This is a genomic window from Providencia rettgeri, assembly GCF_001874625.1.
Lineage (GTDB): Bacteria > Pseudomonadota > Gammaproteobacteria > Enterobacterales > Enterobacteriaceae > Providencia > Providencia huashanensis.
Map to the genome: position 1 here is coordinate 890,069 of NZ_CP017671.1, position 24,763 is coordinate 914,831.

21 protein-coding genes, 1 tRNA gene, 1 other RNA gene and 1 pseudogene are annotated in these 24,763 nt (G+C 38.5%); 17 read left to right on the forward strand and 7 right to left on the reverse strand.

Annotated features, from left to right (window positions below; genetic code table 11):
- Position 1: 1 nt before the first annotated feature.
- Together RB151_RS03775 and amtB are read left to right on the forward strand one after the other, a co-directional pair.
- Positions 2 to 340, forward strand: a complete 339-nt coding sequence (locus RB151_RS03775) for a P-II family nitrogen regulator (protein ID WP_042846895.1) — start codon at positions 2 to 4, stop codon at positions 338 to 340.
- A 79-nt stretch (positions 341 to 419) separates the two neighbouring features.
- A pseudogene (amtB, locus tag RB151_RS03780) lies at positions 420 to 1,634 on the forward strand (ammonium transporter AmtB); the annotation flags it as partial.
- A gap of 140 nt (positions 1,635 to 1,774) precedes the next feature.
- Here the strand turns inward: amtB and tesB are convergent.
- On the reverse strand, positions 1,775 to 2,641 hold the full coding sequence (tesB, locus tag RB151_RS03785; protein ID WP_042846893.1) for an acyl-CoA thioesterase II: 867 nt from the start codon (positions 2,639 to 2,641) through the stop codon (positions 1,775 to 1,777).
- 239 nt (positions 2,642 to 2,880) lie between these two features.
- Between tesB and RB151_RS03790 the strand changes: the two genes are divergently transcribed.
- Entirely contained in the window at positions 2,881 to 3,339 is a 459-nt protein-coding gene (locus tag RB151_RS03790; protein WP_071547718.1) for a YbaY family lipoprotein, read from the forward strand.
- Between the two features lie 143 nt (positions 3,340 to 3,482).
- Positions 3,483 to 3,579: signal recognition particle sRNA small type (gene ffs, locus RB151_RS03795), an RNA gene on the forward strand.
- Between the two features lie 343 nt (positions 3,580 to 3,922).
- Here ffs and RB151_RS03800 read toward each other — a convergent pair.
- From RB151_RS03800 to gloB, 4 genes are all read right to left on the reverse strand, one after another.
- Entirely contained in the window at positions 3,923 to 4,126 is a 204-nt protein-coding gene (locus tag RB151_RS03800; protein WP_042846891.1) for an HHA domain-containing protein, read from the reverse strand.
- A 74-nt stretch (positions 4,127 to 4,200) separates the two neighbouring features.
- A complete protein-coding gene (gene tomB / locus RB151_RS03805; RefSeq protein ID WP_042846890.1) occupies positions 4,201 to 4,569 on the reverse strand; it encodes an Hha toxicity modulator TomB in 369 nt (122 codons plus the stop codon).
- Positions 4,570 to 5,098: 529 nt separating this feature from the next.
- Complete coding sequence (gene mltD, locus RB151_RS03810; RefSeq protein ID WP_071547719.1) at positions 5,099 to 6,469, reverse strand: murein transglycosylase D; 1,371 nt, start codon at positions 6,467 to 6,469, stop codon at positions 5,099 to 5,101.
- Positions 6,470 to 6,550: 81 nt separating this feature from the next.
- Positions 6,551 to 7,303 carry a hydroxyacylglutathione hydrolase gene (gene gloB, locus RB151_RS03815; RefSeq protein WP_042846888.1) on the reverse strand — a complete coding sequence of 251 codons (753 nt, stop codon included), beginning with the start codon at positions 7,301 to 7,303 and terminating at the stop codon, positions 6,551 to 6,553.
- A 33-nt stretch (positions 7,304 to 7,336) separates the two neighbouring features.
- Here gloB and RB151_RS03820 point away from each other — a divergent pair, with 33 nt between their 5' ends.
- A complete protein-coding gene (locus RB151_RS03820; RefSeq protein WP_042846887.1) occupies positions 7,337 to 8,071 on the forward strand; it encodes a class I SAM-dependent methyltransferase in 735 nt (244 codons plus the stop codon).
- On the opposite strand, the gene rnhA is transcribed toward RB151_RS03820, so the two are convergent.
- Positions 8,068 to 8,538, reverse strand: coding sequence for a ribonuclease HI (gene rnhA, locus RB151_RS03825; protein ID WP_042846886.1), 471 nt, complete (start codon positions 8,536 to 8,538; stop codon positions 8,068 to 8,070). The two genes, RB151_RS03820 and rnhA, sit on opposite strands and share 4 nt — an antisense overlap.
- A 54-nt stretch (positions 8,539 to 8,592) precedes the next feature.
- Here rnhA and dnaQ point away from each other — a divergent pair, with 54 nt between their 5' ends.
- The 12 genes from dnaQ (at position 8,593) to fbaA (ending at position 23,801) form a co-directional block, all read left to right on the forward strand.
- A complete protein-coding gene (gene dnaQ / locus RB151_RS03830) occupies positions 8,593 to 9,354 on the forward strand; it encodes a DNA polymerase III subunit epsilon (protein ID WP_071547720.1) in 762 nt (253 codons plus the stop codon).
- A gap of 152 nt (positions 9,355 to 9,506) precedes the next feature.
- Positions 9,507 to 9,583, forward strand: a tRNA-Asp gene (locus RB151_RS03835).
- 1,015 nt (positions 9,584 to 10,598) lie between these two features.
- Positions 10,599 to 10,880 carry a helix-turn-helix domain-containing protein gene (locus tag RB151_RS03840; protein WP_071547721.1) on the forward strand — a complete coding sequence of 94 codons (282 nt, stop codon included), beginning with the start codon at positions 10,599 to 10,601 and terminating at the stop codon, positions 10,878 to 10,880.
- A 169-nt stretch (positions 10,881 to 11,049) separates the two neighbouring features.
- On the forward strand, positions 11,050 to 11,655 hold the full coding sequence (ecpA, locus tag RB151_RS03845; RefSeq protein ID WP_048608339.1) for a common pilus major fimbrillin subunit EcpA: 606 nt from the start codon (positions 11,050 to 11,052) through the stop codon (positions 11,653 to 11,655).
- Positions 11,656 to 11,746: 91 nt separating this feature from the next.
- On the forward strand, positions 11,747 to 12,430 hold the full coding sequence (locus RB151_RS03850) for a hypothetical protein (RefSeq protein WP_048608337.1): 684 nt from the start codon (positions 11,747 to 11,749) through the stop codon (positions 12,428 to 12,430).
- 18 nt (positions 12,431 to 12,448) lie between these two features.
- On the forward strand, positions 12,449 to 14,947 hold the full coding sequence (locus tag RB151_RS03855; protein ID WP_071547722.1) for a TcfC E-set like domain-containing protein: 2,499 nt from the start codon (positions 12,449 to 12,451) through the stop codon (positions 14,945 to 14,947).
- A gap of 7 nt (positions 14,948 to 14,954) precedes the next feature.
- The gene (locus RB151_RS03860; protein WP_071547723.1) at positions 14,955 to 16,562 is read left to right on the forward strand and encodes a fimbrial protein; all 1,608 of its coding nucleotides are present in this window, start codon (positions 14,955 to 14,957) and stop codon (positions 16,560 to 16,562) included.
- Between the two features lie 34 nt (positions 16,563 to 16,596).
- Entirely contained in the window at positions 16,597 to 17,286 is a 690-nt protein-coding gene (locus RB151_RS03865) for a fimbrial protein (RefSeq protein ID WP_071548817.1), read from the forward strand.
- 603 nt (positions 17,287 to 17,889) lie between these two features.
- Complete coding sequence (gene tkt / locus RB151_RS03870; protein ID WP_042846880.1) at positions 17,890 to 19,884, forward strand: transketolase; 1,995 nt, start codon at positions 17,890 to 17,892, stop codon at positions 19,882 to 19,884.
- 491 nt (positions 19,885 to 20,375) lie between these two features.
- Positions 20,376 to 21,404, forward strand: a complete 1,029-nt coding sequence (gene epd, locus RB151_RS03875; protein ID WP_042846879.1) for an erythrose-4-phosphate dehydrogenase — start codon at positions 20,376 to 20,378, stop codon at positions 21,402 to 21,404.
- A gap of 96 nt (positions 21,405 to 21,500) precedes the next feature.
- The gene (pgk, locus tag RB151_RS03880; protein WP_071547724.1) at positions 21,501 to 22,664 is read left to right on the forward strand and encodes a phosphoglycerate kinase; all 1,164 of its coding nucleotides are present in this window, start codon (positions 21,501 to 21,503) and stop codon (positions 22,662 to 22,664) included.
- 60 nt (positions 22,665 to 22,724) lie between these two features.
- Positions 22,725 to 23,801: a class II fructose-bisphosphate aldolase gene (gene fbaA / locus RB151_RS03885; protein WP_042846877.1), complete on the forward strand. Its 1,077-nt coding sequence runs from the start codon at positions 22,725 to 22,727 to the stop codon at positions 23,799 to 23,801.
- Positions 23,802 to 23,865: 64 nt separating this feature from the next.
- Here fbaA and RB151_RS03890 read toward each other — a convergent pair whose 3' ends face one another.
- Positions 23,866 to 24,741 (reverse strand): LysR family transcriptional regulator, encoded by an 876-nt coding sequence (locus tag RB151_RS03890; RefSeq protein WP_042846876.1) that lies wholly within the window; start codon positions 24,739 to 24,741, stop codon positions 23,866 to 23,868.
- Between the last annotated feature and the right edge of the window lie 22 nt (positions 24,742 to 24,763).

Sequence of the window (24,763 nt, forward strand, 5' to 3'; positions counted from 1 at the left end):
TATGAAATACATCATCGCAATTATTAAGCCATTTAAATTAGATGAGGTTCGAGAAGCGCTATCTGATGTTGGTATTCAAGGGCTTACCATTACTGAAGTTAGGGGGTTTGGGCGGCAAAAAGGGCACGCAGAGTTATATAGAGGAGCTGAATATACTGTTGATTTTTTGCCCAAAGTACGAATGGAAATAGCGGTGTTAGATGAACAGTTAGAGCAGGTCATTGAGACCATTGAGGGTGTTGCTTGTACCGGACAGGTAGGGGACGGAAAAATATTTGTTTTGCCTCTAGAGCAAGCTGTACGGATCCGTACGGGTGAAAAACAAGATGAAGCACTGTAGGAGAATGACGATGCGTAAATGGTTCCTAGTCGTATATATATGGGTATTAATGGGTTTTCCAATGAGTGTGTTTGCTTCGCCAAAAGAAGTCGATAAAGCCGATAATGCTTTTATGATGATAGCTACTGCATTGGTTATTTTTATGATTGTACCGGGTATTGCACTGTTTTATGGTGGGTTATTAAGAAGTAAAAATGTGCTTTCTTTAATGGCGCAAACAACGGTGATCTTTGCATTGGTATCTGTTATTTGGATTGTTTATGGTTATAGTTTGGCTTTTAGTGAAGGAAATGCTTTTTTTGGTGGTTTTAACCAAGTGTTACTTAAAAACATTTCAGTAGAAAGTTTATCCGGTTCAATTCCCCAGTTTGTGCATGTGGCGTTTCAAGGTGCATTTGCATGTTTAACTGTTGCATTAGTTGTTGGCGCATTAGGAGAACGCATTAAATTTTCTGCCATTCTCATTTTTACCGTTATTTGGACTACATTTGCTTACTTACCTATGGCTCACATGGTCTGGGGAGGCGGTATTCTTTCTCAAGATGGTGCGCTTGATTTTGCAGGGGGCACTGTTGTACACATTAATGCCGCTGTTGCAGGTTTAGTTGGTGCTTACTTACTTGGGCATCGAACAGGATTAGGAAAGGAAGCAATTAAACCTCATAACTTACCGATGGTATTTATGGGGACATCTATTTTATTTGTTGGGTGGTTTGGCTTCAATGCAGGGTCGGCGGGAAGTGCAGATGGTATTGCTGCTCTGGCATTTATCAATACGATTGCGGCAGCGGCTGGAGCAATCCTGTCTTGGACATTTGCCGAGTGGATTTTTAGGGATAAGCCCTCATTGTTAGGTGCTTGCTCTGGTTGCTTAGCGGGGTTGGTTGGTGTGACTCCTGCCGCAGGAACTGTCGGGGTTGGTGGGGCGCTAATCATCGGTTTGCTTTCTGGGATCGCCGGCTTATGGGGCGTGGTCATTCTTAAACGTTGGTTAAAAGTAGATGATGTTTGTGATGTTTTTGGTGTTCATGGGGTCTGCGGTATCTTAGGGTGCTTGTTGACAGGGGTATTTACTGCCAGCACATTAGGCGGAAGTGGTTATGCAGAAGGAATTACTATGATGAAACAAGTTGGTATTCAAGCTGTTAGCATTTTAGTCTGTGTGGTTTGGACTGCGATTGTTGCCTTTATTGCTTTTAAGATAGCAGCTAAAACATTCGGTCTAAGAATTACAGTAGAGAAAGAAAGGGAAGGTTTAGATATAACTTCTCATGGTGAAAGTGCTTACAATTAAACAAGTACGGCACGATATGATAATGCTGAAAACAGGATAAATACTGTGTTCTATTCGAATTGATAATGGCAGTTTATTGTTTGCTGCCATTACCTTTTCTTTTTTAGTCTGTAAGTATTCACTTACTTTTTTACTGCGGATTAACGAGGTTGCCTGTGACGTATCACACCTTCTTGAACCGCTGTTGCGACTAGCTCCCCTTGGGGACTATAGATTTGGCCTTTTACAAAACCTCTCCCACCTGATGCCGAAGGGCTTTCTACGGCATATAACAACCAATCATCAATCTTAAATGGGCGATGAAACCACATTGAGTGGTCGATAGTCGCTACTTGTAAGTCGCGTTCCATAAACCCTCGACCGTGTGGCTGTAAAGCGGCAGGTAAAAAGTTATAGTCAGAAGCATAGCCAAGTAAATAGCTATGTAGAGAGGGTAAGTCGGGCAATTGCCCTTTGGCTTTAAACCAAATATAGCGAAATGGCTCCTGAGGTGGTGCATCAAATGGGCTATAAAATTCCACTGGACGGAACTCAAAAGGCGTTGGGCGAAGGGCGTATTTCTTAACTGATTCGGGGAGTTGATCCGCTAAGCGCTGTATAATATCGTCTTGAGAAATTAATTTTTCTGGTGGTGGAACGTCTGGCATTAGGTTTTGATGATTATAGCCTGTTTCCTCAGACTGGAATGAGGCAGTCATAAAGAAGATTGGTTTTCCATTTTGGATAGCACTGACACGTCGGGCGCTGAAGCTTCCACCATCACGCAGTATCTCAACATCGTAGATAATAGGGCGCGAGCTATCACCAGGGCGTAGAAAATAGCTATGGAAAGAGTTAATAGCTCTATCTTCTGGTATGGTTTGCTTCGCAGCATACATAGCTTGTCCGACAACTTGTCCGCCAAAAACTTGTGGTAAACCAAGGTCTTCACTTTGTCCTCGAAAAATACCTTCTTCAATCTTTTCAAGCTCAATTAGGCTAATTAAGTTCTTTAATTCTGGGCTCATAGTTATCTTCGGTTCACTTGGACATAATTAGATATTGGTATTTTCCCATTATTTACTTTAAATAGGTAGGATGATTGTGCGTAGAAAATTTTAATTCACTTAATGTTACATTTTGAAATATTAATTTATTATTTTATTTATATTGGTTATACTTCACCCTATTCCCATATCTAAAAATGATGTGTTTATTTCTCTACCATAAATGTTTTAAATAAAACATAGGCTTACAGGTAATATCTATGAGTTTCTTTCGCCATATAGTTAGCTTATTGGTCGTTTTGACGTTGATTGGCTGTGAAGGGAATAGCACAAAGCCAAGCGCAAAAACACTTAATGCTAAAAGTAGCCACAATAACCAAACGGTTGATTCAGGGAAAATTGAAGGGCGAGTGGTGATTTTGCAAGATTCTGTTTTACCAGAAAGTGCGATTGTCACGGTAACTCTTGCAGATACATCTGTTGTAGATCTGCCTGCATTGATATTATCGCAGAAATATTACAATTCATTGAATAATCGACCGACAATTCCATTTGAGCTAACTTATCTCAAAAATGAAGTTAGACAAGAGGGTACCCTGACCGTCAATGCGACGATTAAAGTTGACGGGAAGCTATTATACATTGCTGATTCTGATGCTGAAGTTATCAATAATGGTATAACTAAAGATGTAGAGTTGCTGATGGTACCAGCGAACTAATTTGATGGCAGCTAATTTTCAGTATTCTATCTCTTATGTTGGTTCTTGTGTAATAAACCAGCACTTGGCTGTGGCTTTCTTGCTATTTTAGTGACTATCAAGCATAATGCCCCTGCTTTGAAAGAAGCAATCAATGGGGGCTCTGTTGGTTCTCCCGCAACGCTAACTTGTTAACTTGGTCAGGTCCGGAAGGAAGCAGCCATAGCAGGGGTCGTGTGTGCCGGGATGTCGCTGGCAGGGCTCCCACCCAATTTATCCCACTGCTTTCATCTAAACTAGAAAAAATCCCCTTATTTTTATATCAAATTAATTGGCTAGTTTTGTGTTCTGTATTTAATTGTATTTATAAATATGAAGTTTATTTTTATTCTTTAAAATAATATCTAATATTAAAATAGAATAAAGTTAAAAATATCGCATTAATTGTTAATTATAATGGTGATAAAAAACAGAAGGCAGGGAAATTAGAAATAAAAAACCTACTAGCACTATATTAGTGCTAAAAATAAAATTGTATTAAGTTCAGCCGATAAGTGGATTTACCGGCTATAACCATTCACTATCTGCGCGTGTTAATACAGTATTATCTAACAAACTTCCATACAGAAGGTGGAATTTTATCGTAGAGCTTATTCATAGTGAGTTCAGCAAGACGATGATCTGCCGCTGAGTAGAATAACTCTAGTTCATCATCAGATAGTTCATACTTGTTTTTTTCAATGACACGCTCAAGTGTTTCAATTGTTGTGCATTTTCTCAAACGCATCAGATAATCAGATTTGGTCATAACGCCCTTTCTTTATATGGAATATAACTTAGTAACATACGATGTTATTGTTTGATTAAAGATAAATAATGATTTTATGTTTTGCTGGTCAGACATTTTAGGTCATCATCCAGCACTGAAACTAGATTTTGATTCATAGTTTCCCAATCTATAATTTCACTTAATGTGATGACTGGGCTACCAAATAAGTCATAAGTCTCATCGAGGTACTCTTCAATTAATGATATAACGAGATTTTCTTTTGGATATTTGATCTTAAATCGCCAGACAAAAGCTGCGATATGTTCAATGAGTTCATTTAGAGCTGCACTTTGTGCAGAGCTTAGATCGTTAATCCAATGTGTGTTGGTTTTTTGCAAACTTAAGATAGCGTCTCTATTGAGACTGTTACATAAGTATTTTAGTTCTGCTATATCATGTCTTTTGGGTGAGTATTCATCCATAATCACCTCCGCGGGCGAATCTGACTTTTGCTATGTGTATTGTTATATCAATAATAATGTCACGTTAACTAATTAAAAGCACCTATGTTCAATATACATATATAAAGCAGTAATATATTGAAAAATATAAAGTTATTGCTAGTTCGTTAAGTTTTCGAAGATTATTAATATTATACATAAGTGACATTCGAACACGGACTGGCAGCTTGGACTAGTTTAGCCGCGATATAATAATAGCATTATTATTACATAAGTCACCACCAATCAACTACTTTTTTCATTTTTATTAGTAAGTGACTAAAATAGAGCCATAAATGCTCGACTTAAACTCAATTTTATAAAATGTTTAAATTACGTTTAACCATTTGGTTATTTTAGTACGGCTAATATGAAATGTTTACACAAAAGATGTTATAAAAAGTATTACTCCATTCAGAGTATTTAAATAGTTTAATTTTACCAATGAAATAAGATAATTAAATAAGAAAAAACCTCGACCAAAATTGGGGAGGTTTTTCATGGAGGTAACTTAGAGGTAAAGGTTTAAGGTTACCCCTGGTTTTAAATCAGCCATTTTTACGCCTGAGTTCCAAGTCATTAAATCATTGAGCTTGATACCATGGCGTTTTGCAATACTATAATAGGAATCGCCTTTTCTGACTTTATAGGTTTTCGTTTTACGATTGTTTGCTGCCGATATTGGGCTAGAAACTTTTAATGTTTGCCCTGGCATTATCACACTCGCCGTTTTTAACCCATTTAGCTTCTGAATATTTTTGGCTGTGGTATTAAACTTTTTAGCAATACTGGCGACTGATTCCCCTTTACGTACTTTATAAGTCGTAATTTTTGCTCGGTTTTGGCGAGCTGTTGAAATTACCGTCGGTTGTGCCGTTTTAATTTGTTGATTTTGTATTGCGGCAAGGCGGATGGTTTCTAAAACGTCTTGATCAGATAACGATGTTTTAAATTGCTCCGCTTTTGCTGTTGGTAACATAATATAATGTGGGCCTGTTGGCGATGTGATGCCTCGAGTATAGCCTGAATTATAGGTTTTCACTGATTCTACAGTAAGCCCTGCTAGCTCAGCGGCTTGGGATAGTGTAATTTGCTGGCCTACATCAATTTGAGTTAACGCCCTATTTTTATTACTGGTTGGCAGGTTAACTTGGTACTTTTCTGGGGTTTTCAGCACTTGGCTGAGAGCTAGAATTTTGGGTACGTATTGTTTAGTTTCTTTTGGCAAAGAAAGGGACCAGAAATCAGTCGGCAACCCAGCAGCCTCATTCTTTTTAATAGCATTTAGCACACAACCTTCACCACAATTATACGCAGCTAACGTGAGCTCCCAATCATGGCCAAACATGATATTTAGGTTTTCAAGTAAATCAAATGCAGCTTTAGTTGATGAAACAACATCTCTACGTTCATCAACCCATTGGGTTTGTTTTAGCCCATAAGAACGCGCTGTAATTGGAACGATTTGCCACAGGCCTGCGGCTTTTGCTGGTGAAGTTGCTTTAGGGTTGAAAGAACTTTCAATAATCGGAATTAATGCTAATTCCATCGGCAAGTTACGTTCGTTAATTTCGTCTACGATGAGGTACATATAGGGCTCTGCTCTTAATGCCACATCGTAGACAAAACGTTGTTTGTTTAGGTAACTGTTAGCCATTTCCCTGATTTGTGGGTTATCAGGTATATCCATTTTTAGCTCATCACTGATGTAACCCCAAAGGTCATAATCTACCTTTGGAAGTTGTCTACTTGCTGCTTGGTTGTGAGAGGCAACAGTTTCAATTGTGTGATTGGCTGAAGGTTTGTTCTGCTTAACATTTTTTGGGGCGGTTTGGCATCCTGCCAGCAGAACAATGGCGATGAGTGTCGCGATTTTCTTCATTTTATTCTATTGTTCTTCGTTGCAATGTTTAAAAGTCGAACAATAATACTTATCCCACCCCATGATGACAATCATTAAACTTTAAAATTGATCTTTTAATTGACGTAAAAGGGTAAAAACTGCTCTCAAAGGGGGATTTTGCATATTAATTTCGAGTTTTTTTTGTAATTGTTGATTGTCGCATTGCAAGAAAATATTTATTTTCTTCTCATCTTTCAATAGGGTAGGAACTGTTGCTTGATGTTTGTCACGCATTTGCGTTATTTTTTGTAAATATTGTGTAATCGCTTCATTTTCAGGCCAGATATGGTGAGCAAATTTAAGGTTCGACAAGGTATATTCATGGGCGCAGCATATTAATGTTTCGTCTGGGAGCGCTGCAATTTTTTGAATAGATTGCCACATTTGTTCTGGTGTACCTTCAAAAATACGCCCACAACCAGCTGAAAATAAAGTATCACCGCAAAACAAATAAGGCGCTTGGTAAAAACCAATATGCCCAAGGGTATGCCCAGATAAAGCAATTACTTGGAATTTAAATTGGTTAATAATGACAGTATCACCTTCTTCGACTAATTCTGTTGCACCTTTATTTTCAGTTTCTTTAGGTCCAAAAACAGGTAGCGATGTAAATTTGTTTAAAATGCCTTTTACACCACCGGTATGGTCATTATGGTGGTGAGTTAAGAGGATAGCGACTGGCGTTAAATGTTGTGCGGTAATTATTTCGAGCACAGGCTCTGCCTCCGCAGGGTCAACAATGATACACTGCTGGTTATCAGCTAAAACCCAAATGTAGTTATCATTTAAAGCTGGGACTCGAATTAACTCCATAACGACCTCGATACTTGTTAATAGGGGAATTTCATGAAGCCTGCACGTATTGATAAAAAGCTCCAAATGCCCGTTAGTTGGTGTGATATTCCTTTTGGAGAGCAATACCGGCAGTCTATAGAAAACCAATTAAGGCCTTGGTGGCCAAAGATATTTGGTTTTCATCTCCTTAAGTTAGGCCATTTAAGTACTGAAATCCAGACCCAAGAGTGCCTAATTTCTCATCAGTTCAATGTTGGGAATAATGACCCGCGGTTTAATCTTATTGCTCAACCGGGGGCGTTGCCCTTTACTGAGAAATCAATTGATGCATGCTTAATGGCTCATTGTTTAGCCTATGATAGCGACCCACATTGGCTTCTAAGGGAGGTCGACCGTGTATTAATTGATGATGGGTGGCTAGTTATTTCAGGGTTTAACCCCTTTAGCTTAGCAGGGTTAGCAAAGTTAGTACCTGTTCTACGTAAACGGCAACCTTATTGTAGCCGGTTTTTTCCTGCTTTAAGGGTATTTGATTGGCTAAGTTTATTAAACTATGAAGTTTTATATCATCGTAATTGTCATGTTATCCCTTGGATGAATTCACACAGACGGATTAATAAACATGGCGGTGGTATAGGGGTACTAAGTGTTATTGTGGCGCGAAAACGGACTTATCCGCTCACGCCAACGCCGTTAAAATTTAAGCAGCCGAAAGTTAAAATAGGCACGGCTTTAGGTGCGGCAAAAGAGCTGAGTGAACGCACTAAAGTTAACCATAATCGTTAATCTTGTGCAGGTTGGTAGCCGGTATCTTCTTTGGTTGGAGATGACGCCGCCGCGCGAGCAAGCTCATCGCATTTTTCGTTTTCTGGGTGACCTGCGTGCCCTTTAACCCAGCGCCAGTCGATAGTGTGACGTTGGATAGCTTCATCGAGGCGCTTCCATAAGTCTACATTGACAACGGGAGACTTATCCGCTTTACGCCATTGTCTGCGTTTCCAACCGTGGATCCATTGGGTGATCCCTTGGCGGACGTACTGGCTGTCAGTGGTTAATATGATATCACAAGGCCGTTTCAGTGATTCTAGGGCGACAATAGCCGCAAGTAGTTCCATCCGGTTATTTGTGGTTAAAAAATACCCATCACTCAACGTTTTTTCATGCTGTTGATAACGTAGAACAACACCATATCCCCCCGGGCCAGGGTTACCCAAACAGGAACCGTCCGTGAAAATTTCTACCTGCTTTGTCATTTCTGTTACACTCTATATTATTCGTTCCTTTCTAGTTTGACACAAAAAAACATTATGAGCACGGTGATAACCAGACAAATTGTTCTTGATACTGAAACAACCGGTATGAATAAACTCGGTGTTCATTATGAAGGGCACAATATAATTGAGATTGGTGCAGTTGAAGTGATTAACCGCCGACTCACAGGGCGTAATTTTCATGTGTACATTAAACCCGATCGCTTAGTGGACCCTGAAGCATTTGAAGTGCATGGGATCAGCGATGAGTTTTTGCAAGATAAGCCCGTTTTTGCAGATATTGCGGATGAATTTATTGAATTTATTCGTGGCGCTGAATTAGTCATTCATAATGCCCCCTTCGATATCGGGTTTATGGATCATGAATTTCGTAAGCTCAATAAAGGTATTCCACCAACGGCTGACTTTTGTACGATCACGGACAGCTTGGTTTTAGCTCGTCGCCTTTTCCCCGGAAAGAGAAACAACTTAGATGCATTGTGCGATCGTTATCTAATTGATAACACTAAGCGTACTTTACACGGGGCATTGCTCGATGCGGAGATTTTATCTGACGTCTATTTAGCAATGACGGGTGGGCAAACATCGTTGTCATTTTCGATGGAGTCTGAGTCCGCCGATAATGAGCAAACCAATGAAATACAAAGAATTGAACGACCGACAACAGGCTTGAAAGTACTCTATGCTTCCGATGAAGAGATCATTGCCCACGAAGCGCGATTAGACATTGTCGATAAGAAAGGGGGAAAACCTTGTCTTTGGCGGCAGTCTTCTGATGAGGCTGAAAATTTACATTGATATATAGAATGTATTGGTACAAATGATGGCATGCAAATTAAGTGTGCTATTTAAGGCTAAAAACTGCTCAACTGCGCGATTTCCCAAGAAAAAGTATTGACGGGGCTGCAAAGTATTCGTAATATGCTTGGCGTTCCCAGAAGGGAACATCCGGAGCGGTAGTTCAGTTGGTTAGAATACCTGCCTGTCACGCAGGGGGTCGCGGGTTCGAGTCCCGTCCGTTCCGCCAAATATTAAAGCCCTGAGTTTTTAACTCGGGGCTTTTTTTTGTCTCATCATCTCATCTTGTCAAAATAGTTTTATTTCATTATCAGTTGCTTAACCATCTGTATATTAGACTAAAAAAGTTTAATTTTAGACCTTTGTTCAATCGGATGGAGAGCTGTCACTATCAACTGCGCTGTATCATTGAAAGGCTAAATGACTAAGTAGATAACAATCAGTTTATTAATAAGAGCTGTTTTTTAGCAAATGGTTACCTATTTTGTGGTAGGTTAATCAATTTTTTACTGAAACTATTTTATTTGGTTATTAATTTAATGGGCTAAACTAGGTCGATTTTTACGCTGTATTTGACGAATTGAGGGTGTGTACTTTTTATATCATTGATGAATTGTTTCGGTTACGATTGTTATTCTAGTTATTATTTTATTTTTTTAATTCTTCAAAAGAGCAAAATTAATTGAATACATTTTTGATTTACATCAATAAATATATCGTACTCGATCTTAACGCTAAATAATGATCTCTTCGTAGAGATTAATCCTTAATACTCATATTATGTGTTATTGTAATAATCTATTTATACATTACATGCCAAATTGTAACAAAATGAAAAATAGTATTAATTTAAATGTCTATTAAATATATTATGTTTTAATTAAAATAATTTTCGTAACTTATTTTACCAATATAAAAAACAATATTTTCACATCAAAAAATAATTTACTTATCACATAGTTACTTATCATTTTTCTACTCTGACTACGTGTTTTATCTAGTGATAAAACTGAAATGTAGTTCATAAAAAACACCTAAATAGAGTTAATCTATTGATTTTCTAGCATTGATAGGTTTAAACATTTTTACACGTTTTTTAATCAATTTATATTATTAAGCATAAATTAATAGTCAGAAAATTATTATCAAATAATTTATTCTATTAAATATAAATATATTAATGATTATCATTTATTGAATGATTTTACTTGAATTTTGTCATCGGGAAAATTTTGGAAATGCTTATGGAAGTAAATAACTTAAGTTATTATGCGGGGGTTTTTTTACGAAAGTCCAGAAAAGAAAAAAATCTAACGGGAAAGCAACTAGCAAAGTTAATGCATGTCAGCCAGCAACAAATTTCACGCTATGAAACTGGAAAAACATCTTTGACCATAGATCAACTAAGTCAACTTTTGAATATACTCGATAAAAATTGGGTTGAACTAATAATGTTTGTTCAAAATGAACATGACTTTGATATAAAAATGGCTAAGGAAGAATCTAATAAAAAAATTACTTGTTAAGTAATTACTTAATGGATAATTTTTTAAATAAAAAATAATAATAAAAATATTTTTTAATTACATTTTTAGTGGTCAAGATTATATTTTATAAAAAACACAACTAAAAGTGTTTTTTATACTATGTAATTTTTATTTGGTATGTATTTAATTTTAATTAGAGAGAATAACAATGTTTAATAAAAGAATATCGTCTGTACTATTATCTGGGATTATTGCTGCTTCTTTTGCTACTGTTGCGAATGCGGATACGCGCACTGCACAAGCGACCGCAACATGGCAAGCAACCGCAATTAAAGATACAACAAGTATGTTAGTTGTTACTCCGTTAAAAAGCCTGACATTTAATTATGCCGAAGGCCAACAAAGTTTTAATCAGCAAAATGGGGCATTTGATGTTGCTATTCAAGGGCAGTCAGGTGCTACAGATTTTAAATTAACTTCAAAAGTGATTGCTAATACATTATCAAGAACTACTGATAACTCCACATTAAAAGTGGGTGTTAAATGGAATGGAACTGACTTAGATACGGCAACGGAGACAACTTTAATTGATGTTGCTGGTGGTTTAACGTCTGGTTTAGATAATTTAGCTGCTGATGGTGTTTATAATGGTTCTGACCGCGCAACAGACCGTGGCGAATTTACGTTCGTTATTGCAAGTGCAGAATCTGCAGGTGCGGCAGCTGAATTTAAAGATCTTGCTGATGGCGTTTGGGATGGTGATGTAAGAGTTCAATTTACTGCAAATTGGGAAGGAACTTTTGTTACACCATAAGTTATTTCACTAATTAAATAACAAATCCTTTATTACGATAAAGATAATATAAGGAAATAGTATCTTTATCGTCTTTTATTTGAGTTTTATTATGAAAAAAACAATTCTTGCGCTCATTTTATTATCAATTATTCCACTGAAAAATAGTTTGGCTGTTAATGTTGGGAATATAACAGAAATTATTTCTTCTGAAGAAAACACCTTGTCAAAGGAAATTGAAAATACGGTCGATGCAGCAAGGTTGGTAAATTTAAGCATTGAAAAAATAGATTCTCCTTTAGAGAATGGAAAAGTTATTCCCGTTAATGACCCTAATGAGATATTGTCAACACCAGCGAATATTATTCTTCCGGGCAAAGCAAGAGACATATTTAAAATTATTTATAATGGTCCTAAAGATGATCAAGAACGTTACTACCGATTAAATTGGAAAGATGACCCAATAAGTGAAAGCGGAATAACGAAAAGTTCAAAATCAGCCTCTGCAACAACATCAGCGACGATAAGCACGATACTTGTTGTCGCTCCTAGGGTGGAAAACTTTCGATATCAATATGAAAAATACCAAGTTGCTAATTTAGGAAATACTTCTTTCCGTGTTGTTGCATCAGGCCCTTGCTTAACAGAAAAAATAACTTTTGGAATTGAAGGTATATGTCGAGAGCGTTATTACTTGATGCCAAACTTGGCAGTGAAACTTCAATTAGTCAATGTAAATAATAAAAAAACAAGTATTGGTATTTGGCACAAAGGGAATTTCATTGTTGTCAAATAGCAGGGTTAGGGCTTAATTATGCATAAAAGTATTATTACGTTATCAATAATAAGCTTTATTTTTTCAAATGCTATTTATGCTAGGGACATAAAGCGTATTAAAGTTGGAGGGTATATTATTCCTCCTGCTTTTGTTATTGCGTTGGAAGAAGGTATGTCTGTCCCAGTATTTTTACGTCTAAATAGCGATATAGAGAAGAATCAAAGTGAAGATAAGATAGCAGATGCTATTATAGTTGTAGAACAAGGAAAGATTAAGCTTGCGAACATTCATTTAGTTGATGCTAGTAAAGGACCAAAATTAAACCAATTATTAATTGAAAAATTAGAAAGTAAGAAAGAGTCATTCTTCAATGAGACAAATAATATTGAAGTTGATAAGAATGCATGGTTACAACTCGATGTATCCTCATTTAACTTATCTTTAGATGTGGATAGTGATGCATTTGCTCCTCAGGAAAAAATACGCCAATTTTCTCTTGGAGATTCGTCTGTTGATGCTTTTTCTACCGTTGTTAATTATGACTTAGGTGTTTTTCAGAGTCAGGTAAAAAAAGGTAAAAATTCGTCTAGTAGTTATTTTAATTTAGATACCCTATTTGCGATCGCAGAGCATCATATCAATATTAATGCTTCGGCGTACAGTATTGGAAAGTCAAACTCTAATACTGAGCTCTATCGAGCAATGTATGAGCGTGATTTTAATGGGTTACGCTTCGCTCTTGGGTTAATGAGTACATGGAACTTACAGTCTATCGCTAGTTTAACAACGTTAAATAGCAGCAAAATTTATGCGGTTTCAGTTGGTAATAATGCTTCGAGTGTCGTGGTCAATTCTAAATATTCGTTAACCCCTATTTACGTCTTTTTGAATAGCCCTGGTGAAGTACGTATATATCGCGATGGAAAATTATTAAACATTCAAAATTTCCCAATGGGAAGCTTTGAAGTAGACACCAGTATTCTACCATTTGGTATCTATGACGTTACTATTGAAACGGTTGTGGATGGCAAGATTGTGACAACTCAACATCAAACTATTAATAAATCTTTTGGGGGAAGAAGTGTCAATTTTGACAAACTCAACTGGGAGATTTACGGGGGATATGTTGATTTTGATAAGAAGCGTTATGTGAGAGGGAAGTACACTCAACGTGAGCCGCTCAAGCAAAGTTATTTATTCGGGGTTTCTGCAGCAAAAAGTTTCCCTGTCTTATCTGGGGTTAACATTCAGATGTCTAATTACGGCTATGATGATTTTTTGATTAATGAAAGTAGCATTAACCTTTCTTTAAATCAGTATATCTCATTGTCTTGGCAGGGGATGTTTGAGAATCATGGTAGTCATCGAAATATTGCTACCCTATCGTCAAGTATTCCTGATGGTTACGGTTCTATTTGGGCATCAAAAGAAAAAGCGGTAGTAAAAGGCGAATTACCTATCTATGACTCAAATAGTTACTCTTACGGTGCAACATTAAATATTGATAAAGTCTTTGAGCGAGCAGGGTCATTTACCATTAGTCGTACAACAGATAAACGTATTGGCGGTGATTCTATCAACTATGAGTATGCAAATACGCTATTTTCAGGCCGCTATGGTACGGTTGGTTTAAGAACAGGCGTACAGCGTTACCACTATGATGACCAAAAAAGTATGAATGAAAAATTTATTAGCCTTGATTTTTCATTACCTTTATCAACATGGTTAAGCACTGGGCTTTCATCAAGTAATGGCAACATGAAAGCAAATATTTATGCTAATAAAAATTTTGAAAATTCGGCAATTACGAATATAGGCGGCTCAGTTTCTAAGTTGGTTAGAGATAAAAATAATGGGGAGTCTGATTTCTCAACCATGGGTTACGCCTCTTATGAAACTAAATATAACTCGGGCATGGTGACTATTAACCGACCTGACAGCGATAGAATAAATGGTAATTTTACCTCAAGAGGTGCTGTTGCATATAGCAATGGAACAGTTATGCCGAGCGGTCAACAAGGGAAGTCGGGTGTTATTATCCATTCGGATATACATGGCGCGGGGAGTATGACAGCTCGTGTTAATGGGCAAAGTTATCCAATTAGTGGTACGAACACATTTATCCCATTATCACCTTATTCTGATTATGACATTCAATTAATGAATGACGCTAAGTCTAAAGATAGTTTTGATATTGTCTCTGGACGAAATAAATCTGTCACTTTATACCCTGGAAATATCGCTTTTTATAAACCAGAGGTCAGGCAATTAGTCACGGTATTTGGTCGCCTTAAATCCCCTGATGGTGAGTTTATAAAATATGCATCAATCCGCAATCATATTGGCCGAACAAAAACGGATCATAATGGCGAATTTTCGATGGATGTCGATATTCGTTACCCCGTTATTTCTCTTTTACAAGAAGATGAGCAAACGATTTGTGAAGCTGATTTGAATTTAGAGGGAGCCAGAGGGGCGTTATGGTTAGGTGATGTAACCTGTGATCCACAGAAAACCGTCGCATTAAGACAATGAGAATTTTATGATAAATAAAATAATGTATACATTACTTCCGGTGTTAGCATTGCTTAGTGGCTTTTATAGTTCAGCGATAGCCCTTAGTAATTCCTATGTTTTTATTGAAAATGGGATAGATGATGAATACTTCGTTACTCCCAGATCATTAGACCCACGATTTACAGGGGCGAATAAGTTTTCCCGTTATTCAGCAAAATCACAGGAGAGCTTAGGTTATATGGGGTATACCAATACTGCCATTAGAGCAAACCAAAATGTAGATATTTGGTTTGAAAATTCCCCCATCGACAGCCCGTTTATTGGTAACCGCTGTATGCGTAATTACTGTCATCGTGATAGCGGTTATTGGCCAGCTCAATATATTGGAAAAAACGGTGCATATAAGATAGTGCAATCTGACATCTTAGGTGAAGGCATTTATGCTCGAGGTATATTTAGTGAGTCGACTTACCAATATTTTCAGAAACTCCCTGTTGGTACGGTTGAGACATATAGTTATCGTGCCTGTATGACAAATATTGATTATGACCCTTCTAAGGGTGAGACTTGCCAAGGAGTTGGTGGAAATATTATTGCTTCTCATGAATTTACGATGACGAAGGCAGGGCATATAAAGTTGAGCTCAACAGGTGCGATGCAAGAGGTTTATATTGATAGCAATGGTAATCCAAGTTTGGGGCCAGGGGCTCAATTTTGCCGGATTGGCATTGTTGCTAATGTGAATGGCTTGATATGCCAAGTTGTTAAGCATGAGACATCAGGGGATATTTTTGCAAATATCTTATTGAGTTTAAAAGTTAACTCAACGTTAATTCCATTTCCGCCAGCGAGCGCATCAATAAAAATAGGTCCTGATGACGGGTCAAATATTTGGCAGAATTATAATTTTACTTACGCAGCAAACACTTATTTCAAAACTTCGAATGATTCCGTATCTATCTTTTTTTCTAATACGTTTTTTAAGCAGTTAATTACGAACAACGTCGATTTTACTAATAGCCAGGATTTCTTTACTTTTTCATTTACTAACCCAGCTGCAGCGCCACAATCGGGATATTATGAATTTACCCCCTCAAATCAGTTAGTGATTAAGCCTCGTGACTATAGTATCAGTATTGTTCCTTCTGATTTTATTCCAAATCCGTCAAAAACAGGTAAAGTTGGAGCCAATGAACCTGCAATTGAGTTTAATTATATTGTAACAACAAGTGGTCCAAGGCAGGCCGACTCAATTACCGCTAGAGTAGAGGGGCCTACGGTTAATGTGAGTGGGCAAGCTTACTGCTTATTTAGTTCGGATGATGATAAGTTCCATGTCCCTTTTCCAGCTTACCTTTCGTTTAAGAACGCATCGGGAGTTGAGGGGTCTTATCGTTCAAGTTGCGATGGCACGGAAGTCTCTATGGATAATGCATTATGGACGGAAACTCCATGGGATATTCCCAATCAAGATTTAGGCTCTTTTTATCGTACCAACTTAGATTTACGGTTCCCAATGAATGATTCAAACTCTTTGTTTACGTTAGATGGTATTGATTGGCTAGGAACGGTATCGGCAAGTGGAACTGTGGCTGTAAAAGCGACTTGGACGGGACCAGATGTACATTTGTAATATTAAGTCGATGCTCCTGTCCGCTAATATAATAATGAAAGTACGTAGAAAACAATTATTCAGTAGCTTGTTGTTACTATTGCTTTTATTTGGTGGGAAGGCATATGCGCTTTATTTGAGTTCGGATATTTCTTCATTAGAACCTAATAATAGTTTTTTTTCAAAACCGTATGTTAATGATACGAAAAAGGTAAATTTATATACTTTTAGTGCTTATCAAATTGATAAACCAAACGAAAAAGAACAAGGAAACGCGATTAAGGATGGGGAAATTATTTTCACTCCATTGAAAAAAGTCCTACTACCAGGAGAACAGGAATATTTTAAAATTTTTTATCGTGGTCAAGAAGATAATAAAGAACGTTACTATAAGATTGTGATTAGTGAAACAGCCCTTGATGTTCAAAGTGATAACAGGCAAAACCGACAATCTTTATTTTATCCAACAGTCAGTTTGGAAACTTACTTTGTGGTAAGGCCTAAAAATATTGATTTTAAATATGAAATAAATAGTGATAGCGGCGTATTGAAAAATACAGGAAATACTTATTTTCGTGTATTGATTCATCAAAGCTGTGAGGTTGATGAAAATGAGGTGCCATTAATGCTGTATCTACTACCTCAGCAAGAGTTTCGTGATAGTAGTATGAAAAAGAAAAGCCGTAAGTATATCGTTATTTTTAATAAATATTATTCAATTGGTAACTGCGAAGGGGCTAAGTAGAGTAAGAAAGCCACTCATCAAGCGGGCTATTTTTCAGTATGGGCCAATGATAAGCCAGAGATTAGCCAGTCTCTGGCTTTTTTCTTATGATTTGAAATATAACCCCTTTTGGAGCCAACCTTGCTTAGGTTTACACTCGGAAGCAGTCGGTAGTTTTTCATACTTTTTTTGCCTAAAACTTTGCCTATTATCACTATTGTGGTAGCTAAATGCTTAAGATGGATAAATCACCTTGATCCCAGACCGTGAACTCAGGTTTAATAAGACTAGTCAATTGCGCAAAAATGTAAGCCCTAAGGGATATTTTGCGCAATGGAATGGATTCAGCTTTGCAGCAGTTTAATTTTTTTCGATCTGCTGCCATGAACATAGCAAATATTGCGGTATGAATGGAATTACGTTACTTTCAATCACTCTGCTCATAATATTCAAGTTGTCATGTGTAAGCTCTTGTGGCTAATGGTATCAGTTAAAAGACTGAAAAAGTTGTTATGCATTGATAAACTGAATGGTTGGTGTGTAGGTGTTAATAGAAGTAGAAGTATTTATATCGCGTTGTAAAAATTGGTTTAAGTACGTTTTTATCCTACCTGGAGTATACTGATGACGACTCGTAAAACCCTTGCTAATGCTATCCGCTTTCTAAGTATGGATGCGGTTCAAAAAGCAAAATCAGGGCATCCTGGCGCGCCAATGGGCATGGCTGATATTGCTGAAGTGCTGTGGCGTGACCATATGAATCATAACCCAGCAGACCCACACTGGGCGAACCGTGACCGCTTTGTATTATCCAATGGTCATGGCTCTATGTTAATTTATAGCTTGTTGCATCTTGCAGGTTATGATTTACCTATTGAAGAGTTAAAAAACTTCCGCCAATTACATTCAAAAACACCGGGTCACCCTGAATATGGTTATACTCCAGGTGTTGAAACTACGACAGGTCCTTTAGGGCAAGGCATTGCAAATGCAGTCGGTTTTGCTATCGCAGAGCGCACATTAGCAGCGCAATTCAACCGTCCTAGCCATGATATTGTTGATCACCATACTTATGTTTTCATGGGTGATGGCTGTATGATGGAAGGTATCTCTCATGAAGCCTGTTCTTTAGCGGGTACTCTCAAATTAAATAAACTGATCGCTTTTTATGACGACAACGGCATCTCGATTGATGGTGAAGTTGAAGGTTGGTTTACTGATGATACAGCAGCACGTTTCGAATCTTATGGCTGGCATGTGATCCGTGATATTGATGGTCACGATGCAGCGCAAATCAATGCGGCTGTTAATGAAGCGAAAAACCAAACAGACAAACCAACGCTGATTATGTGCAAAACCATTATTGGTTTTGGTTCGCCAAATAAAGCGGGTTCTGAGTCTGTCCATGGTGCACCTTTGGGTGATGCAGAAATTGCAGCAACACGTGAAGCATTAGGTTGGAACTACGGCCCATTCGAAATCCCTAAAGATATTTATGAAGCTTGGGACGCGCGTGTTGCAGGTAAAGAAAAACAAAGCGCATGGGATAAAAAATTCGCAGCGTATACCGCTCAGTTCCCTGAGTTAGCGGCTGAGTTTACTCGTCGTATGAACGGTGAATTACCAGCAAACTTTGATGTTGAAGCGAAACAATTTGTTGAAAACCTACAACAAAACCCAGCGAACATTGCAAGCCGTAAAGCATCACAAAATGCTTTAGAAGCGTTTGGTAAAGTATTACCTGAATTTATGGGTGGGTCTGCGGACTTAGCGCCAAGTAACTTGACCATGTGGTCAGGTTCGAAAGCATTGAATGTTGACCTTGCAGGTAACTACATTCATTACGGTGTACGCGAATTTGGTATGTCAGCTATCATGAATGGTATTGCATTACATGGTGGTTTCATCCCTTACGGTGCAACATTCCTGATGTTTGTTGAATACGCACGTAATGCTGTTCGTATGGCCGCGTTAATGAAAATTCGCAGCATCTTCGTTTATACACATGATTCTATTGGTCTGGGGGAAGACGGTCCAACTCACCAACCAGTTGAACAGTTAGCTAGCCTGCGCGTTACTCCAAACCTCAGCACATGGCGTCCTTGTGACCAAGTTGAATCTGCGGTTGCATGGAAATATGCCATTGAGCGTAAAGATGGCCCAAGCGCACTGATTTTCTCTCGTCAGAATTTAGAGCAACAGCCACGTACTGCTGAGCAACTAGCGAATATCGAGAAAGGTGCTTACATCCTGAAAGATTGCGCGGGCACTCCTGAGCTAATCTTTATTGCAACAGGTTCTGAAGTGGAATTAGCGGTTAAAGCGGCAGAACAACTGTCAGCAGAAGGCCGTAAAGTTCGTGTTGTATCCATGCCTTCTACCGATGCATTCGATAAACAAGATGCGGCTTACCGTGAAGCGGTATTACCTGCAAATGTTAGCGCACGTGTTGCTATTGAAGCTGGTATTGCCGATTACTGGTTCAAATATACAGGCTTAAATGGCGCCATCATCGGTATGCATTCTTTTGGTGAGTCTGCACCGGCTGAAGAGCTATTCAAAGAGTTTGGCATTACCGTAGAAAAAGCGGTTGAAGCGGCTAAGTCTTTATTGAAATAAAAATGTTAAGGAATTAGCAGGGGTTTACGGCTAATTCCGGTTATGTGACTTAACAACGCCTGACGATGAGTTGGGCGTTGTTTTTTTGTGCATGAATATCTGCTTTTCTATTGCGTTCTGTAAATATATCCCTTAATCTAACTATAGATAAGCTGAAGCGTTTCAGTTGAGTAGCGTAGAATGAAAATTTTTTCAAAAAATGTCGGTTGTAGCACATTTTTGATGTTTGACTGTTAAAATGAGCAGTAGAGTTAATGTGAGTCAGTTATCCTTATGGCCTGCTGAAGTTCTCTGGTTATTTTAGTGACTCACTTCAGGTTTGAATGTAATAAGTGCTTATGTTTTATACTAAATAGTTAGCAGCTAATGACTTCAAATCACAGGTTTAAATATCATGACTAAAGTCTGTTTACGGGGTAAGTTGAAAATAAACTCACATGCGTCAGCAGTCTTTAGCAACCGTATGATTTTGCTTATATACAAGGTACGCAATGGCTATCAGGGTAGCAATTAATGGCTTTGGCCGAATCGGTCGCAGTGTATTACGGGCGTTATATGAAACTAGCCGCCGAGCCGAAGTTCAAGTTATCGCAATTAATGAACTCGCTGAACCGGAAGGGGTTGCGCACTTGCTAAAGTATGACTCTAGTCATGGGCGGTTTGCGTGGGATGTAAGGCTTAGCGGTGAACTTTTACAGGTTGGTGATGACAACATTCGCTTATTTCACCAAGCCGATATTGGTGAGCTACCTTGGAAAGAATTAGGCATTGATATCGTTCTTGATTGTAGTGGGGTTTATGGCTCGCGGGATGATGGCTTGCAACATTTAACCGCAGGGGCAAAAAAAGTATTATTTTCACACCCCGGTACGGATGACCTTGATGCCACGATCGTGTATGGGGTTAATCATGAAAGCTTAACGGCAAGCGATAACATTGTTTCTAACGCGTCTTGTACGACAAATTGCATTATCCCGATTATCAAATTACTGGATGACAGCTTTGGCATTGAATCGGGCACTGTGACCACTATCCACGCCTCCATGAATGACCAACCCGTTATCGATGCTTATCATAAAGATTTACGCAGAACACGTGCGGCAAGCCAGTCGATTATTCCAGTTGACACCAAATTAGCTGCGGGGATTACCCGTATTTTCCCTAAATTTAAAGATCACTTTGAAGCGATTTCCGTCCGTGTACCCACGACCAATGTGACAGCGATTGATTTGAGTGTTACCGTACATGACGATGTTTGCGTCGAAAAAGTGAACCAACTATTGCGAAGCGCTGCACAAGGGCATTTTCGTGGTATAGTGGACTACACAGAATTACCGCTCGTGTCGATGGATTTTAATCATGACCCGCACAGTGCTATCATTGATGGTACGCAAACGCGAGTTAGCGGAAAACATTTAATTAAAACCCTGGTTTGGTGTGATAACGAATGGGGGTTTGCTAACCGGATGCTAGATACTACACTAGCGATGGCAGCCGTCGGTTTCGGCGAACAGGTTTAAACTAATTGGCTACTGACAGACAACGGACACTATCCTAGATAGCTTCCGCGCAGTAGTTAATAGCAACTTTATAGAGAATCAACAAGAGGATTCACCATGTCTGTAATTAAGATGACCGATTTAGACTTAGCGGGTAAACGTGTTTTCATCCGTTCTGACTTAAACGTCCCTGTAAAAGATGGCAAAGTTACTTCTGATGCACGTATTCGTGCTTCATTACCAACCATTGAAGCTGCTCTTAAACAAGGCGCTAAAGTCATGGTCACTTCTCACCTTGGTCGCCCGACCGAAGGCGAGTACAACGAAGAGTTTTCACTGCAACCTGTTGTTGACTATCTGGCCGGCAAAATTGATTACCCTGTTCGTTTAGTTAAAGACTACTTAAACGGCGTCGAAATCGCAGATGGCGAATTAGTTGTTCTGGAAAACGTTCGCTTTAATAAAGGCGAGAAAAAAGACGATGAAACGCTATCAAAACAATATGCAGCACTATGTGATGTATATGTCATGGATGCATTTGGTACGGCTCACCGTGCGCAAGCGTCAACTCATGGCGTTGCAAAATTCTCTCCAGTTGCTTGTGCGGGTCCATTGTTAAGCAATGAACTGGAAGCGCTGGGTAAAGCGTTGGATAACCCTGCACGTCCAATGGTGGCGATTGTGGGTGGCTCTAAAGTATCCACTAAACTGACAGTATTAGATTCTCTGTCTAAAATTGCTGACCAACTGATTGTAGGTGGGGGGATTGCAAATACCTTCATCGCAGCTGAAGGGAACAATGTTGGTCGCTCTTTGTATGAAGATGATTTAATCCCAGAGGCGAAAAAACTACTGGCTAACTGCCAAATTCCAGTGCCGACTGATGTCCGTGTTGCAACCGAGTTTTCAGAAACCGCAGAAGCAACATTAAAATCAAGCACTGAAATTAAAGATGACGAGCAAATTCTGGATTTAGGTGATAAGTCAGCAGAGCGTTTGGCCGAAATCCTCAAAAATGCAAAAACCATTTTATGGAATGGCCCTGTTGGCGTGTTTGAGTTCCCTAATTTCCGCAAAGGAACTGAAATTGTGGCGAGAGCAATCGCAGATAGCGACGCATTCTCTATCGCAGGAGGTGGTGACACCTTAGCAGCTATCGATTTATTCGGTATCGCTGACAAAATTTCATATATCTCTACGGGCGGTGGTGCTTTCCTTGAGTTCGTTGAAGGTAAGAAACTCCCTGCCGTTGTGATGCTAGAAGAACGAGCTAAATCGTAATTAATTTTTTCATACACAACAGGCAGCGTAGGCTGCCTGTTCACCACAGGACCTTTTCACATGTCTAAAATTTTTGATTTTGTTAAACCGGGTGTTATCACGGGTGATGATGTACAGAAAGTTTTCGCAGTTGCCAAAGAAAATAACTTTGCATTGCCAGCAGTGAACTGTGTTGGTACTGATTCAATTAATGCGGTACTTGAAGCAGCAGCAAAAGTACGTGCACCAGTTATCGTTCAGTTTTCAAATGGTGGTGCTGCATTTATCGCAGGTAAAGGCCTGAAAGCAGAAGGGCAACAAGCAGCAATTTTAGGTGCAATCTCAGGTGCTTATCACGTACATCAAATGGCAGAACATTACGGTGTTCCAGTTATTCTGCATACTGACCACTGCGCACGTAAATTACTGCCATGGATTGATGGTTTACTGGATGCAGGTGAAAAACACTATGCGAAAACAGGTAAACCACTGTTTTCTTCCCATATGATTGACTTATCAGAAGAATCTTTAGAAGAAAACATTGAAATCTGTTCTAAATACTTAGCGCGTATGGCTAAAATCGATATGACTCTGGAAATCGAATTAGGCTGTACTGGCGGTGAAGAAGACGGTGTTGATAACACTGGTATGGATAGCTCAGAACTGTATACTCAACCAGAAGATGTTGCATACGCCTATGAGAAACTGAGCGCAATTAGCCCTCGTTTCACTATTGCGGCTTCATTTGGTAACGTCCATGGTGTTTATAAACCAGGTAACGTACAGTTAACGCCAAAAATTCTGCGTAATTCACAAGACTATGTTTCTGAGAAATATAACCTGCCACACAACAGTTTAGATTTCGTATTCCATGGCGGTTCAGGTTCAAGCGCTGAAGAAATCAAAGAAGCTGTAGGCTACGGTGTGATCAAAATGAACATCGATACTGATACCCAATGGGCTACTTGGGATGGTATCTTACAGTACTACAAAAAGAACGAAGGCTATTTACAAGGTCAGTTAGGTAACCCTGAGGGTGCTGATAAACCTAACAAAAAATACTATGACCCACGTGTATGGCTGCGTAAAGCACAAGATTCAATGGTTGTTCGTTTAGAGCAGGCATTTAAAGAATTAAACTGTATTGATGTTCTATAATTGATACTGATTTAATTTTTAATAAACCCCCGGTAAGGTGACTTATTGGGGGTTTTTTATTTGTTTAATCAAGTTGTTCACCTGAATGTGAGAGTAATTTTAAAAATAATGACTCACTTTGTGTGAGGGGTTTGCTGGCTTCAGTGATAGCACAAATTCGGTTATGAAAAACGGGAGAGTGTTCCACTTCTATAAGGGAATGGCGAAAATTAATTTGAGATGCGTAATTTTCAGGCAATATTCCGACATAGTGACCTGATGCAATAAAGGTTGCGACAGCTTCAAGCCCCGCAGCTTCAGGGCCTTTATTAAATTCACCTGAAGCTAGAATACTTTCTGTGAATGGGTGAGGGCGGTAGACTAATGCTAGATTGTGCTTATTTGGAGCGCTTTTAGCCGAAATATACAGCTTATGTTTTTCAATAAATAAAAATTGGTAATTAAAACGGCTATTTTCATGATATTGCCCCCTAATACCAATATGAATAGTTCTATCACTAAGTGCTCGGTTTAATTGGTTATGGTTGAGTATAATCAGCTCTAATTTAACGTTGGGAGCCGCTTGGGTGAATTGAGAAATGGTGGATGAAAGGTGGCAAAGTGGGTCAATCAAGATATGTTCGATAACACCAATCACAAGTGTCCCAGATAAAATTCCATGTAACTCATCTACTTCTGTCTTAATATTATCCAAAGCTGTCAAGGCCATGTTAGCTTTTTCAATCACTAACAAACCCGATTCTGTGAGTTTAAAGCCTGCAGGGCCCCTTTCACAGAGCTGTACTCCCAATTTATCTTCAATTTCACGGATATGACGGCTTATTGAGGCTTTAGACATACTGAGTTTTTTCTCTGCGATAGAAAAGCCCCCCGCCTCAGCAACGGAAATAAAAACCCGCAATGATTTTAAATCTTTTTCAGTTAATTTTTTATTATGCATATTTATACCTATTACGTGAAAT

Excerpts from the sequence above, each read along its gene's own strand:
- fbaA (WP_042846877.1), top strand. The coding sequence starts at position 22,725 with ATGTCTAAAATTTTTGATTTTGTTAAACCGGGTGTTATCACGGGTGAT.
- tesB (WP_042846893.1), bottom strand. The coding sequence starts at position 2,641 with ATGAGCCCAGAATTAAAGAACTTAATTAGCCTAATTGAGCTTGAAAAG.
- RB151_RS03790 (WP_071547718.1), top strand. The coding sequence starts at position 2,881 with ATGAGTTTCTTTCGCCATATAGTTAGCTTATTGGTCGTTTTGACGTTG.
- gloB (WP_042846888.1), bottom strand. The coding sequence starts at position 7,303 with ATGGAGTTAATTCGAGTCCCAGCTTTAAATGATAACTACATTTGGGTT.
- RB151_RS03800 (WP_042846891.1), bottom strand. The coding sequence starts at position 4,126 with ATGACCAAATCTGATTATCTGATGCGTTTGAGAAAATGCACAACAATT.
- RB151_RS03775 (WP_042846895.1), top strand. The coding sequence starts at position 2 with ATGAAATACATCATCGCAATTATTAAGCCATTTAAATTAGATGAGGTT.
- RB151_RS03860 (WP_071547723.1), top strand. The coding sequence starts at position 14,955 with ATGATAAATAAAATAATGTATACATTACTTCCGGTGTTAGCATTGCTT.
- rnhA (WP_042846886.1), bottom strand. The coding sequence starts at position 8,538 with ATGACAAAGCAGGTAGAAATTTTCACGGACGGTTCCTGTTTGGGTAAC.
- ecpA (WP_048608339.1), top strand. The coding sequence starts at position 11,050 with ATGTTTAATAAAAGAATATCGTCTGTACTATTATCTGGGATTATTGCT.
- RB151_RS03850 (WP_048608337.1), top strand. The coding sequence starts at position 11,747 with ATGAAAAAAACAATTCTTGCGCTCATTTTATTATCAATTATTCCACTG.
- RB151_RS03865 (WP_071548817.1), top strand. The coding sequence starts at position 16,597 with ATGAAAGTACGTAGAAAACAATTATTCAGTAGCTTGTTGTTACTATTG.
- RB151_RS03820 (WP_042846887.1), top strand. The coding sequence starts at position 7,337 with ATGAAGCCTGCACGTATTGATAAAAAGCTCCAAATGCCCGTTAGTTGG.
- pgk (WP_071547724.1), top strand. The coding sequence starts at position 21,501 with ATGTCTGTAATTAAGATGACCGATTTAGACTTAGCGGGTAAACGTGTT.
- tomB (WP_042846890.1), bottom strand. The coding sequence starts at position 4,569 with ATGGATGAATACTCACCCAAAAGACATGATATAGCAGAACTAAAATAC.
- RB151_RS03840 (WP_071547721.1), top strand. The coding sequence starts at position 10,599 with ATGGAAGTAAATAACTTAAGTTATTATGCGGGGGTTTTTTTACGAAAG.
- dnaQ (WP_071547720.1), top strand. The coding sequence starts at position 8,593 with ATGAGCACGGTGATAACCAGACAAATTGTTCTTGATACTGAAACAACC.
- epd (WP_042846879.1), top strand. The coding sequence starts at position 20,376 with ATGGCTATCAGGGTAGCAATTAATGGCTTTGGCCGAATCGGTCGCAGT.
- RB151_RS03890 (WP_042846876.1), bottom strand. The coding sequence starts at position 24,741 with ATGCATAATAAAAAATTAACTGAAAAAGATTTAAAATCATTGCGGGTT.
- mltD (WP_071547719.1), bottom strand. The coding sequence starts at position 6,469 with ATGAAGAAAATCGCGACACTCATCGCCATTGTTCTGCTGGCAGGATGC.
- tkt (WP_042846880.1), top strand. The coding sequence starts at position 17,890 with ATGACGACTCGTAAAACCCTTGCTAATGCTATCCGCTTTCTAAGTATG.
- RB151_RS03855 (WP_071547722.1), top strand. The coding sequence starts at position 12,449 with ATGCATAAAAGTATTATTACGTTATCAATAATAAGCTTTATTTTTTCA.